Origin of the sequence: Slackia piriformis YIT 12062 (genome assembly GCF_000296445.1) — a bacterium.
GTDB lineage: Bacteria > Actinomycetota > Coriobacteriia > Coriobacteriales > Eggerthellaceae > Slackia > Slackia piriformis.
Window position 1 is genome coordinate 282764 of sequence record NZ_JH815198.1, and the last position, 12367, is coordinate 295130.

The 12367-nt window shown below is 57.5% G+C and carries 10 protein-coding genes; 7 read left to right on the top strand and 3 right to left on the bottom strand.

The annotated features are described in order from the left end of the window. The first annotated feature begins 176 nt into the window (after positions 1 to 176). On the top strand, positions 177 to 1121 hold the full coding sequence (locus HMPREF9451_RS01300; RefSeq protein WP_009138493.1) for a LysR family transcriptional regulator: 945 nt from the start codon (positions 177 to 179) through the stop codon (positions 1119 to 1121). 399 nt (positions 1122 to 1520) lie between these two features. Here the strand turns inward: HMPREF9451_RS01300 and HMPREF9451_RS01305 are convergent, their stop codons facing one another. After that, a complete protein-coding gene (locus HMPREF9451_RS01305; protein ID WP_009138494.1) occupies positions 1521 to 1832 on the bottom strand; it encodes a type II toxin-antitoxin system RelE/ParE family toxin in 312 nt (103 codons plus the stop codon). Continuing rightward, positions 1822 to 2091, bottom strand: coding sequence for a type II toxin-antitoxin system Phd/YefM family antitoxin (locus HMPREF9451_RS01310; protein ID WP_009138495.1), 270 nt, complete (start codon positions 2089 to 2091; stop codon positions 1822 to 1824). The genes HMPREF9451_RS01305 and HMPREF9451_RS01310 overlap by 11 nt, the downstream gene beginning before the upstream one ends. A 787-nt stretch (positions 2092 to 2878) precedes the next feature. Here HMPREF9451_RS01310 and pheS point away from each other — a divergent pair. Both pheS and pheT read left to right on the top strand, forming a co-directional pair. Further along, positions 2879 to 3961 (top strand): phenylalanine--tRNA ligase subunit alpha, encoded by a 1083-nt coding sequence (gene pheS, locus HMPREF9451_RS01320; protein ID WP_009138496.1) that lies wholly within the window; start codon positions 2879 to 2881, stop codon positions 3959 to 3961. A 19-nt stretch (positions 3962 to 3980) separates the two neighbouring features. Then, positions 3981 to 6413, top strand: coding sequence for a phenylalanine--tRNA ligase subunit beta (gene pheT, locus HMPREF9451_RS01325; protein WP_009138497.1), 2433 nt, complete (start codon positions 3981 to 3983; stop codon positions 6411 to 6413). Between the two features lie 159 nt (positions 6414 to 6572). On the opposite strand, the gene HMPREF9451_RS01330 is transcribed toward pheT, so the two are convergent. After that, a complete protein-coding gene (locus HMPREF9451_RS01330; RefSeq protein ID WP_009138498.1) occupies positions 6573 to 7871 on the bottom strand; it encodes a glutamate-cysteine ligase family protein in 1299 nt (432 codons plus the stop codon). Between the two features lie 347 nt (positions 7872 to 8218). On the opposite strand from HMPREF9451_RS01330, the gene HMPREF9451_RS01335 reads away from it, so the two are divergent. The 4 genes from HMPREF9451_RS01335 (at position 8219) to HMPREF9451_RS01350 (ending at position 12312) form a co-directional block, all read left to right on the top strand. Then, on the top strand, positions 8219 to 8650 hold the full coding sequence (locus tag HMPREF9451_RS01335) for an arginine repressor (RefSeq protein ID WP_009138499.1): 432 nt from the start codon (positions 8219 to 8221) through the stop codon (positions 8648 to 8650). A 158-nt stretch (positions 8651 to 8808) separates the two neighbouring features. Beyond that, on the top strand, positions 8809 to 9363 hold the full coding sequence (locus HMPREF9451_RS01340) for a hypothetical protein (protein WP_009138500.1): 555 nt from the start codon (positions 8809 to 8811) through the stop codon (positions 9361 to 9363). Between the two features lie 167 nt (positions 9364 to 9530). Then, the gene (locus HMPREF9451_RS01345) at positions 9531 to 10268 is read left to right on the top strand and encodes a tRNA threonylcarbamoyladenosine dehydratase (protein ID WP_009138501.1); all 738 of its coding nucleotides are present in this window, start codon (positions 9531 to 9533) and stop codon (positions 10266 to 10268) included. An 85-nt stretch (positions 10269 to 10353) separates the two neighbouring features. Continuing rightward, positions 10354 to 12312, top strand: coding sequence for a YgiQ family radical SAM protein (locus HMPREF9451_RS01350; RefSeq protein ID WP_009138502.1), 1959 nt, complete (start codon positions 10354 to 10356; stop codon positions 12310 to 12312). Positions 12313 to 12367 lie beyond the last annotated feature (55 nt).

Below are 12367 nucleotides of genomic sequence, written 5' to 3' on the forward strand. Positions count from 1 at the left end.
TGGATCGTTGCATATTTGCGGGAAGCATTTTTGCGTTGCGGGGCTGCAATGAAATTGAGCGTGCCCATCCCTATGCAACGCGGTTTTCTTTTCGGAGCTATCTTTGCTAGACTTTTTTGGAAAACCTACCGTACCGGAATCCATATTGTTGCGGCGACGCATTCAGGGAGGGCATTATGGATATACGGCAGATCGAATGTTTTGTGGCTGTTGCCCGAAAAGGCAACTACACCAAAGCAGCCGAAGAGCTGTTCGTTTCACGTCAGGCGTTAAGCAAGACCGTGAAGCATCTAGAAAAAGAAGTGGGCGAGCCGCTTTTTATCAGCGTGCCCGGACAGAGCCAGCTGAAGCTTACTCAAAAAGGCACCCAGCTCATGGGGGATGCTGTTTCTCTCGTAAATGCATGGGAAGCTTTCTGCAAAGCGCATGCCGCCTTCGATGTCGTGGGTCATCAAGGGAGGCGGCCGCTTGCTGCCGCGGCGGTGCACGGCGCTCTTTTATCCTTGCCTAAAAATGCCATTGCCGCATTCGAACAGGCTCATGAGGATATGATTTTCTCTATTGAGCAGAGTACGACAAGAGGGGTTTTGGATATGGTCGATTCCGGGGAGGCGAGTATTGGCCTTGTGGGGTCCACTCCTCGGTATTTGCAAGATTTCGACTTTCAGATGATTGTCTACACTGGCGTTCATGTTCTTGTTCCCGTCGAAAGCGATCTTGCGGAAAAGAGCGTATTGAGCCCTTCGGATTTAGACGGGCGGCCCTTTGTGACCATGGGGGTTCGCGACCACTTGCATCGATTCGTGCATGAGCAGTGCCTGGCGTTGGGTGTAAGGCCCGACGTTCTCTTTACGAGCTCGAATGCGAATCTCCTTGTAGAGCAGGCGGTCGAGCACAAAGCGTGTTTCTTCGGGTTTCCTTTCTTTGCGGAGAAGTATCGGGACACGCATACTCTTGTACCCCTCGAGTTCGACTTCGATCCGCAATTTGCAACATATGCCATCAAGCGCAAGGACGTTCGCCTTACGCCTATTGAGCGGAGTTTTTGGGGCTATCTTGGCGAAATCGGACAAGAGGCGGGTAGGCTGCCGGCACAGGCCGAGTCGGGCGGCTCCTTGTAGTGGCCTGCATTGTGGCCGACCCTTCGCCTTGTGGTGGCTTGCTGGGTTATTGGCTGATCGCCAGCCTCGCTTAGGCCAAGATGAAGTTGGCGATTGGGCTTTCTATGCGCCGCGTGCGAGAATTTGGTTTTAATGGGTCTCGCTGAAGAGGGGCTTTCGTCAAACGAAGGAATCCCCGCCATTCCTGAAAAGGAGGTCATGGCGCCCTTGGCATTTGCGATGACGATGTGTATCGCGAGGCGTTGAAACGAAAACTTGATTACGGCATGTAGAGGTGCAAGCAAAAGGGCCGCTTCGGCGTTGTCTGAAGCGGCCCTTTTGGAGACATGAGGCTTGACTTGTGCTTAAAACCCATCTGGGGCTCTGGGCGATTCTAAAAGCAGTGGAGCCCCTTGCTTCTTATATTCCGTTAAGGACGATGTTTGCGTAATCCTGGCTTTGGTGGAAAAGGTGGGCGATTATCACATCGCCATCTTCAATGAAATACAGTGCGATATACCCCTTGATTAGAATGGTGCAATAGCCAAGACGCGCGAGGATGTCGAATCTGGACAGGCGATGTATGATGGATTCTTCCCGAAGTCTTTCAAGGGCGTTTTCCCATTCGTCAAGAAAGGAAGCTGCGGTATTGGGGCCGAAGCTGGAAAGATAGGCAACTATGCCTTCCAGCTCTTTCGAGGCCGTTGGCTGGATTTTTACCCTACAGGCCATACTTTGCTCTCAGTGATTCGGTCGTCTCAAAAGCGTCGGAATGGAGCCCTTCGGTACGTTCGCGCTCGGAAATCATAATGCGTTCAAGCAAGCGGGCGCGGGTTTCCGCCTGCTCCCATTGGTTGAATTCGGAGCTTTTGATGCATACGAATCGATCGTAGCCGTTCTTTGTCACAATGACCGGCGACGGACTGTTCGAGACCATTTCGTCGAAGGCGGCGGTGTTTCTTAGGTCTTTAATGGGGACGCAGAGTGGCATGATGCCTCCTATAAACATTTTAATGAACATAATTATGTCATATATTGCGTTGAACAACCAGATAAGAGCAGCTCTTGTTCTCTGTTTGTTTCCGGCATATGGAACGGGGCGTGGAGGGCTGGAAGGGGCTTCGTGTGGGTTTGCCAATGAAGGGTCCGTGCCATTCTTCGTTGACGTGGCGACTGAGGGGGTCGTGCCGTTTCTCGTCGGACAAGGCGGCTGCAATTCGTGATTTATCCTCGCAGGCACTTTATCCTGCGCTAGCAGTTGCGCTATACTTCAGCTTTGTATCGCTTGATACGCAAATGCGCTGACGAAGACAGCAACGTGCAGGCAAAGCCTCCAGAGAAGGATTCCCAGGCTGGAAGAATCCGGCAGAGCGCACGTTGATTCCCTTCCGAGCAGCGTGGCCGAACGCGGGATGCGTCGTCGGGCTTCCGACATTCGTGTTTTTTGCACGAGGCGCATGGACGTACAGTAAGCCGCGTCGGGTGTTCCCGTTATAGAACAAACGAGTGGGCGGCTGCCCGCACGTTGCACGTTGCCGTTTGCCCGGCCCGCTTTCGTCGAAGCGAAGCCGTCCGCGACGCTGCGCCTTCTTCGCATGACGAAGGCGGCGTTTCCTGCTCTTTCGTGCTGTGCGAGGTCTCCGTCAACCAAGGTGGTACCGCGAGAGCCTTCTTTCGTCCTTGGATGTTGAACCGCGAGGTTCAGCTGGGATGAAAGAAGGCTCTTTTTTGTTTGGGGCGGGCGTTAGGTGCCCGCACGAAGGAAAGGCGAAGGAGACATGGCGATAATCGACGAGCTTATCGATCTGAAATCCGCCACGCTGAACAGCATCGCGCAGGCTGCCGACACGTCTGAGCTCGAGGCTGTGCGCGTGAGCGTGCTGGGCAAGAAAGGCACGCTGACCGCATATTTGCGCGGCATGGGCCAGCTTGCGCCCGAAGACCGCGCCACGGTGGGCAAAACCGCCAACGAAGTGCGTAACGCTGTGGAGTCGGCGCTTGAGGCGCGCAAGGCAGAGCTTGCATCGGCCGAGCTTTTGGCGAAGATGGACGCCGAAGCGGTGGATATCACGCTTCCTGGCCGTGTGCAGCAGATGGGCACGCGTCATCTGATCAGTGGCATCATCGACGAAATCTCGGACATCTTCCTCGGCATGGGCTACTCCGTGGCCCGCGGTCCCGAGGTTGAGACCGACTACTACAACTTCCAGGCGCTCAACGCTCCCGAAGACCATCCCTCTCGCGGCATGCAGGACACCTTCTACATGGTGGACCGTTCCGGCGACCACGCGGCCGTGCGCGGCGAATCCAAGGTGCTCTTGCGCACCCAGACCTCTGGCGTGCAGGTGCATACCATGGAAGAGCAGAAGCCGCCGATCTATATCATCGCGCCGGGCAAGGTGTATCGCCGCGACGTGGCCGACCCCAGCCATCTCCCACAGTTCCACCAGGTGGAAGGTCTTGTGGTAGACGAGGGCATCACCTTCGGCGACCTGAAAGGCACGCTCGAATACTTCTGCAAGCAGATGTTCGGCGAAGATCGCAAGACTCGCTTCCGCGCTCATTACTTCCCGTTTACGGAGCCTTCCGCCGAAGCCGACGTGAGCTGTGGCGTGTGCGGCGGTACGGGCCATCTGCGCAACGGCGAACGCTGTCGCATGTGCAAAGGCACCGGCTGGCTTGAAATCTTGGGCTGCGGCATGGTCGACCCTAACGTTTACGGTTTCGTTGGCATCGATCCCGAAAAGTATTCCGGCTTCGCATTCGGCATGGGCGTCGAACGCATCGCTTGCCTGAAGTACAACGTGCCCGACCTGCGCATGCTGCTTGAAGGCGATATGCGCTTCCTGCGTCAGTTCTAGGTTTCGAAGGGAAAACAGCATGAAAGTTTCTTTGAAGTGGCTGTCCGATTATGTGGACGTGCCTTCCGATATAAAAGAATTCTGCGATCGCCTGGACCTGACGGGCACGGGCGTCGAAGGCGTCGAGACGCTCGGTGCCACCTTCGACGGTGTGGTCGTGGGCTATGTGGAAACGTGCGAAGAGCATCCTGACAGCGATCACATGCATGTGGTCACCGTCAATGTAGGCGGCGAAGAGCCCGTTCAGATCGTGTGCGGCGCTCCCAATATCGCTCAGGGTATCAAGGTCCCCGTGGCCACGGTTGGCGCGGTGCTTCCCGGCGATTTCAAAATCAAGAAATCCAAGCTGCGCGGTGTTGCTAGCTGCGGCATGTGCTGCTCGAAGCGCGAGCTCGGTCTTGGCACCGATCACGAAGGCATCTGGATTCTTCCCGAAGACGCCGCCGTGGGCACGCCGATCGCCGAATACCTGGGCCTTACTGACACGGTCATCGATCTGGAGATCACGCCGAACCGTCCCGATTGCCTTTCCATGGTGGGCTTTGCGCGCGAGGTGGGCGCTATGTACGGCCTTGATTGGTGCGAGCCCGCTGCTCAGCTCGAGGAATCCGACGAATCCATCGAAGGTCAGGTCAGTGTTGCCATCGATGATGCCGAGCGTTGCCCCCGCTATACCGCGCGCCTGATCAAGGGCGTGAAGGTGGGCCCGAGCCCTGATTGGCTTGTCGAGCGTCTGACTGCTATCGGCCAGCGTCCCATCAACAACATCGTTGACGTGACCAACTACGTGCTCTTCGAGCTCGGCCAGCCGCTGCACACCTTCGACTTCGACACGCTTGACCTTGAAGACGGCGCGGCGCATATCATCGTGCGCGCCGCCCAGGATGGCGAAAAACTCGTTACGCTCGACGAAGCCGAACGCGAGCTGACCGGCGACATGACCGTCATCGCCACGCCGAAGCGTGCCGTGGCGTTGGCGGGCGTTATGGGCGGGCTCGATTCCGAAGTGACCGATGCCACCGTGAACGTTTTGCTGGAAACCGCCGCATTCAGCCCGGCGCATACCAGCCGCACGAGCCGCAACCTGGGATTGATCAGCGAATCCTCTTTGCGTTACGAGCGCCGTGTGGACGACATGAACGTCAATCAGCGCGCCGATTACGCAGCCGCCCTGATCTCTGAGGTTTCCGGCGGTACCGTCTGTGCCGGCATCGTTGACGAATGGCCCGCGGGCGCACCCGAAGAGCGCGTGCTGGCATTTCGCATCGAGCGTTTCCAGAAGATGATGGGCGAAGCGATCCCCGTCGATTTCATCGTCGAGTGCCTCGAGCGCCTCGGCTGCGCCGTGGCCGACAAGGGCGAGGGCGTGCTGCGCGTGGTGGCGCCCACGTTCCGTCCCGACCTCGAGCGCGAGATCGACCTTTACGAGGAGGTCTTGCGTCTCTACGGTATGGATCGCATTCCGTCTACGCTGCCCGCAGGCCGCGGACGTCTTGGCGTGCGCACTCCGCAGCAGCTCATGGATGCGAAGCTTCATGCTACGCTTTCCGCATGCGGCATGAACGAGACTATGACGTATTCGTTCGCCGCCGCAGACGATGTCGAGAAGCTGCGCATGAACGAAGAGGGCCTTGGCGAGGCGGCCGAGCTCATCAACCCGATGAATGCCGAGCAGTCTTGCATGCGTCGCACCATTGTTCCCGGACTGCTGCGCAGCGTGGCGTACAACCAAAGCCGAGGCGTGAGCAATATCCAACTCTACGAAATCGGTACCGTATTCTCGGCTCGCGAGGGAGCGGCACAGCCGAAGGAACGCCGCAAGCTTGCCGGCGTTTTGGCTGGAGCCATGGGCCCTGTGGGCTGGAATAATGCTCCTGCGGCCTTTGACTTCTTCGACGGCAAAGGCGTGCTTGAATCCATCGCCCGCGAATTGGCCCTGCCCAAGGTTCGCTTCAAGGCTCTTTCTGCCGAAGAGGCTCCGCACCTGCAACCTGGCCGAGCGGCTCAGATGCTTTCCGGCGGCGACGTGGTTGGTTGGGTCGGCGAAATCCATCCTCTTGCGGCCGATGCCTTCGAGGCTGCAGCGCCCGTTGTTGCATTCGAGTTGGACATGGCTGTGCTCGAGCGCGCTGCACGTCCTGCTCGCGATTACGTGGACGTCCCTCAGTTCCCCGCAGTCGCGCGTGACGCCGCGTTCGTGGTGGACGAATCTGTCACCAACGAGAAGCTCATGCAGTGCATGACGTCTGCGGGCGGTAAGCTGCTCGAAGGCGTGCAGCTGTTCGACGTCTACCGCGATGAAGAGCGCATCGGCGCAGGCAAGAAGTCCATGGCGTATTCGCTCACCTATCGTGCAGCGGACCGAACGCTTACAAGCGAAGAAGTGGACAAGGCTCACGATCGCCTGGTGAAGAAGGTCTCGAACGCTACGGGAGCCGAGCAGCGCGCTTAGTCGCAGGCTTGATTTCAGGGCAGAGACCAGGCCCAGATTGCGAGATGTCAAATGAAAACGGCCTCAGGACATGTATCCTGAGGCCGTTGTGCATGAAGCGGACCGTTTTGCGAAATCGATGTTCGCGAAACGCCCCGACGCCCATGGGACGTGCGGCGTTTAGGAAAGGTCGGCCAGCGTTGTGCGCGCGGCAACGAGCTTGGCAAGGGGCTCCAGGTAATCTTTCTCGTGCGGCGCGATCGCATTCAGGCCGCGACGCGCAAGACTGAACATCTCGTCGCATATCTCGTCGACGTTTCTGCCGTAGGCTTTCCCGCGGTATCCGTTCTCCATAAGGGATTCTTTTGCGCGCCAAATGTCTTCCAGGGTGACATTTTCACACGCGGCATGCAGAACCTCCAGGCATTCATCGCAGTAGAAAAGACCCTTGATGAGCGCAGCGTATGCAATCGCATACGGGGTGGGCATAGAGTCTGCGGGACGAATTTCCACGTATGTTTTCAAGCGCACGTCGGGAAATACCATGGAAAGGGCATGCTCGACATTCGCGCGGTTCATGGGCGTGTTCGCGTAGATTTCCCCGAATGTGCGCGGGTCGTAGTGCACCTCGCCTGCGTCGTCGACGCGAACGATGGCGGGTGTATCGAGGATATATTCCGCGTAGGATTCGAATCCGAAATCATCGTCCAGAACATGCGGGGGCGTGTTGCAGCGATCGGGGTCGCAGTATTTCCAGACCTCGGTGCGCATGAGCCTGTGCGGGCGCGGACCGCCTTCGAAGACGGCGGCGTTGTCGCATACAAGGGCGAAAAGGGGAGCGAGCACCGAAGCGACGCGCATCTTCTTGACGCAGTCCTTCTCGTCGCGGTAATCGATGGAAACCTGGGTGGAGGCGCTCGCACGCATCATGCGCGGGCCCCATGGCGAAATGGCGGAAAGATACTCGTTCATGAATTCGTATCGTGCTTTGGGGATGAGCTCTTTATCGACGGCGCGGCAGGCGGGATCGTAGCCTATGGCGAGGGATTTGCCGGATACGGGCTCGAGTTCGCGTGCGACGTCAGATTCGAATTCGTCGAAAACCCTGCGTGCGGTATCGAGCGAGCAGAACGGTCCAGCGGAGAGCTCGAGCTGAGCGGCCGGTTCTATGGTGACGTTCATGCCGGGCTTTGCAACGCCGAGGATGTCTCCGTTATGCGTTGTGACCTGAGGGTAGCGTTCGCTAAGGCCTGTGAGAATATCTCGGACGCCGTGGGGCTGGCTGTAGGAGAGCGGCTCTCCGGTTCCGTCCACGAGGAAATGCTCGAGCTCGATGCCAACATCTCGAGAATCCCGCTTGCAGCCTGATCGGAAAAAGGAAACGAGCGCTTCGATGTTGCGTTTGCGGGCAGGCTGATGTTGCGCGAGGCTGTGTTCATCGGCTTTGCCCTGAAGGGCGAACAGATCGGTATCGTGCATGTTTTCTCCTTGCAACGTGTTTGAGCGTATGGTAGCGCATGAAGGCCCTCCCATGATGTCGACGAAGAAGGAATCACGGTCTTGTTTCCTCTCTGTTGCATTGTTCTACACGCAATATGCAACAGAGAAGACGTTTTGTCGGCTTTTTCCGCAAAAAATGGTACGGCATTGCCGAAAAACAACGAATTGGTGCAGTGAATATTCATTCTTGTTCCGATTCGTTGACAAAATGAGCTTCAGAGGTGAATATTGGACAAAGATGATACATAACATTGTATTTCAGGTGCTCGAATAGCGACGAGGGCTGGCATCTCGGTCTTCTGCTTTGTATAAATCGAGGGGGAAAGATGACAAAGCGAGCAGTGCGCCACGATGTGATTCGTGAGATTATCAGGCGTGGAAATATCAAGACGCAAAGAGATCTTGTGGAGCAACTCCGTTCCGAAGGCTACGATTGCACGCAGGCAACCGTGTCGCGCGATATCGCGGGGATGGGTCTTGCGAAATCGCGCGACGGATACTATGTCTTGCCCGAGGACCTGCGTTTGCAGCGCATGGTGGGGGAGTTGGTTGAAACCATAGAGATTGTGAACAACTTCCTTGTCATAAGGACTCCTCCCGGAATTGCGAGCGGCGTTGCCGTCGCTTTGGATGCCGCGCAGCTCAAAGGTGTTGCAGGCACGCTTGCGGGCGATGACTCCATCTTCGTCATGTGCCGCAGCTCCGCGGAGGCTCAATCGGTTGCGGAGGTCATCGAGCATCTTCAGGACCGTCAGTAACACCGCACGCATGGGCCGCTCGAAATGCGGCGTGCGCCTAGGCGTTCGATAGAGGAGCGTAACGGCTAGGCAACCTCATGTGGAAATTAGAGCGACGCTTTTGGGCGTCGCTCTTTCTTTGGTATAGTTTCGATGCTACACCGTATGAAAGGGTACCTATGAGCAATCGTATGAAACATATTTCTCGCATAGCGGCCTGCGCGTGCGCCGTGTGCGCCCTCTGCATGCTTTTGGTCTCGTGCTCCGGCGGCGATGTCGAGAAAAAGACTCCCGCGCAGCTGAATCGAGAGTATATGGCAAGCGTGAACAGCATCAGCACCGAAGCGTCCGATGCCCTTGAATCGTTCGGGACAGCAGCCACCGAAGGTGATATTGCGGCAATGCGCCAGTCTGCCTCCGAGGCGGCGAAGAAGCTCGAGAAGATTTCCGAGCTTCAGGTTCCCGAAGGGCTTTCCCAGGTGCACGAAGAGTACAAGGCAGGCGCTGAGGAATTGAGCACGGCCCTGTCCGATTACGTGGAAGCTTATGCCGCCTTGCAGAATTCTCAGAACCCCGATACGTCCGCGCTGGAAACCCAGCTTAAGGAGATCCAGGCACGCTATGACAGCGGTATCGAGCATCTTTCGAAGGCCGATGCCTTGGTCGCAGAATACGCAGGAGATGGATCGTCTTCTCAGGATAACGCTGCGAAGGATGCCCAGGACGCTTCCTAGGATGTTTCGAGGATTCGGTCGAACTGAGGATTTCACAGGAGGGGCGTTCGCGGTGCGCGGGCGCCTCTCCCTTCTTTAATGGGGTATTAATATACAACGTATAGAAATTACTGAGCAGGGATAATGTCTGCAGTGTATTGCGGACGATGGGTGGAAGAAGGCGTGCTATGACCGACATGGAACGCAAGGACGAGAGCGCTCGCATGGAGCGCTCGGCGAGAATGGTCGGCGAGGATGGCCTGCGTCGTCTCTCCGAGGCGCGCGTCGCCGTCTTCGGTCTGGGGGGTGTGGGATCAAGCTGCGTCGAGGCTTTGGCGCGCGCGGGCGTGGGAACGCTTGTGCTCGTCGATCGCGATGCGGTGGAGGAAAGCAACATCAACAGGCAGGCCATAGCCTTCTACAGCACGATCGGGAAAAGAAAGGTCGACGTGATGGCCGCCATGGTACGCGACATTGCTCCCGGTACGCGCATTGTCTCGCATGACGCCTTCGTCACCGCAGACAACGTAGGTAATTTTCTCGAAGATTCCGTCGATTTCATTGTGGATGCCGTGGACACGGTCACGACGAAGCTTGCGTTGGCGTCGTACGCCGAAAAGCGCGGCATCGCCTTCGTCGGCAGCATGGGGGCGGCGAACAAATGCCATCCCGAGATGCTGGCATTCGCGGACATTTACCAGACGCAATCGTGCCCGCTGTGCCGCTCTGTTCGCAAGCTTGCACGAAAGCAGGGCATAGAAGCGATGCGTGTGCTGTATTCGTCCGAGCAGCCCGTTGCCGTCGCAGCGGCCGAAGGCTCGATGCGCCGCGAAAGGACGGAGCTCGGCACGCTTTCTTTCATGCCCCCTATCATGGGGCAGATGATCGCTGGCGATGTGATACGGAGCATTGTCGGCATTGCATAACGCTTATGCTCGGAGTTTGTAGTGAGCAGGATGGTGCTTTTCGCACATGCGGAAGGACGCGGTACGAACGACGGAGGGATGAACGATGGCGCAGGGCTTCTTGCCGATGACGATGGACGAGGCGCGCAGGCGCGGCTGGGACGAGGTCGACTTCGTGTACGTTTCGGGGGACGCCTATGTCGACCACCCGTCGTTCGGCGCCGCCATCATAACGCGCGTGCTTGAGGCGAACGGATATCGTGTAGGTGTTATCGCGCAGCCCGACTGGACGGATCCGCAAAGCATCGCGGTGTTCGGAGAACCACGCCTCGGATTCTTGGTGTCGGCCGGCAATATGGATTCCATGGTCAACCACTACACCTCGTCGAAAAAGCCGCGACGAAACGACGCCTATTCGCCCGGAGGCCAGGCGGGGCTTCGCCCCAATCACGCCGCCGCCGTGTACGGGAACCTCATTCGTCGCGTCTACAAGAAAACCCCTATCATTCTTGGCGGCATTGAAGCCAGCCTGCGCAGACTTGCGCATTACGACTACTGGTCCGACAAGCTGAAGCGTTCTATTCTTCTTGATTCGGGCGCCGATATCGTTTCGTACGGCATGGGGGAACGATCTATCGTAGAGATTGCCGATGCACTGCAAAGCGGCCTTTCCATCGAGGACATTACGTTCATCGAGGGCACGGTGTATAAGGCCCGCTCGCTCAAGCATGTCTACGACGCCGTTGTGCTTCCTTCTTTCGAAGAGATGCGTGCCGACAAGCTTGCGTATGCGCGCAGCTTTAACGTCCAATACCTCAATTCGGATCCTTTCACGGGGAAGCGTTTGGTGGAGGAGTATCCCCATCAGGTGTACGTGGTGCAAAACCCGCCCTCGAAGCCTTTGTCTCGCTCCGAGCTCGATGCGGTGTACCGATTGCCGTATATGCGCACGTATCACCCGTCGTACGAATCGGCCGGGGGTGTTCCCGCCATTGCTGAGGTCAAGTTCAGCCTGTCGAGCAACCGAGGATGCTTCGGCGAGTGCTCTTTCTGCGCTTTGACGTTTCACCAGGGGCGTATTGTGCAGTCAAGGAGCAAGGAGTCGCTCGTCGAAGAGGCGAAGCTGTTCTTCGACGATCCTGATTTCAAGGGCTACATCCACGATGTCGGCGGGCCGACGGCGAACTTCAGAGCCCCGGCGTGTCAGAAGCAGATGAAGCACGGGGCGTGCCCGCATAAAAGCTGTCTTTTCCCGAAGCCCTGCTCGAAGCTCGAGGTCGATCATAAAGATTACCTCGATGTCTTGCGGACGCTTCGTTCCATGCCCGAGGTAAAGAAGGTGTTCGTGCGTTCGGGCGTTCGGTTCGATTACGCACTTGCCGACCCCGACGACACATTCATTCGCGAGCTGTGCGAGCATCATGTGAGCGGCCAGCTCAAAGTGGCGCCCGAGCACGTATCCGATGCGGTGCTTTCCGTCATGGGCAAGCCGGGCAATGCCGTGTACGAGTGTTTCCGCGATCGCTATGCGCGCGTCAACGCCGATCTGGGCAAGAAACAGTACCTGGTTCCTTACCTCATGTCGTCTCATCCGGGCTCCACGCTCAAAGAAGCGGTCGAGCTGGCGGAATATTGCCGAGATTTGGGATACATGCCGGAGCAGGTGCAGGATTTCTACCCCACGCCGTCCACCATGTCGACATGCATGTATTACACCGGAGTAGACCCTCGGACGATGAAGCCGGTCTACACGCCGAAAAGCACCCACGAAAAGGCCCTGCAACGCGCGCTTATCCAATACCGAGACCCGAAGAACTACGACCTGGTGATAGAGGCGCTTCGCAAGGCGGGGCGTATGGATCTGGTGGGATACGGTCCCGAATGCTTGGTACGTCCGCGTAAAGGAGGCGGGTCGCATGGAAGCGCCGCGCGCACATCTGGCGGGTCGCATGGAGGTCCCGTGCGCAAGGGAGGCGGGTCGCGCAAGGGCGCTGCCGTTAACCGCGTGTCGCGATCTTCCAAGACGGGACAGAAGACCCGCGGAAGTGCGCGAAAACGGAGATAATCTGATCATTGTCAGAAGATACCGTGGCGTTTCGGCAACGATTTTTTCCGGCGTG

What these genes read in the sequence shown, in the direction of transcription:
- HMPREF9451_RS01300 (WP_009138493.1), top strand. Translation starts at nt 177, where the DNA reads ATGGATATACGGCAGATCGAATGTTTTGTGGCTGTTGCCCGAAAAGGC.
- HMPREF9451_RS01305 (WP_009138494.1), bottom strand. Translation starts at nt 1,832, where the DNA reads ATGGCCTGTAGGGTAAAAATCCAGCCAACGGCCTCGAAAGAGCTGGAA.
- HMPREF9451_RS01310 (WP_009138495.1), bottom strand. Translation starts at nt 2,091, where the DNA reads ATGCCACTCTGCGTCCCCATTAAAGACCTAAGAAACACCGCCGCCTTC.
- pheS (WP_009138496.1), top strand. Translation starts at nt 2,879, where the DNA reads ATGGCGATAATCGACGAGCTTATCGATCTGAAATCCGCCACGCTGAAC.
- pheT (WP_009138497.1), top strand. Translation starts at nt 3,981, where the DNA reads ATGAAAGTTTCTTTGAAGTGGCTGTCCGATTATGTGGACGTGCCTTCC.
- HMPREF9451_RS01330 (WP_009138498.1), bottom strand. Translation starts at nt 7,871, where the DNA reads ATGCACGATACCGATCTGTTCGCCCTTCAGGGCAAAGCCGATGAACAC.
- HMPREF9451_RS01335 (WP_009138499.1), top strand. Translation starts at nt 8,219, where the DNA reads ATGACAAAGCGAGCAGTGCGCCACGATGTGATTCGTGAGATTATCAGG.
- HMPREF9451_RS01340 (WP_009138500.1), top strand. Translation starts at nt 8,809, where the DNA reads ATGAGCAATCGTATGAAACATATTTCTCGCATAGCGGCCTGCGCGTGC.
- HMPREF9451_RS01345 (WP_009138501.1), top strand. Translation starts at nt 9,531, where the DNA reads ATGACCGACATGGAACGCAAGGACGAGAGCGCTCGCATGGAGCGCTCG.
- HMPREF9451_RS01350 (WP_009138502.1), top strand. Translation starts at nt 10,354, where the DNA reads ATGGCGCAGGGCTTCTTGCCGATGACGATGGACGAGGCGCGCAGGCGC.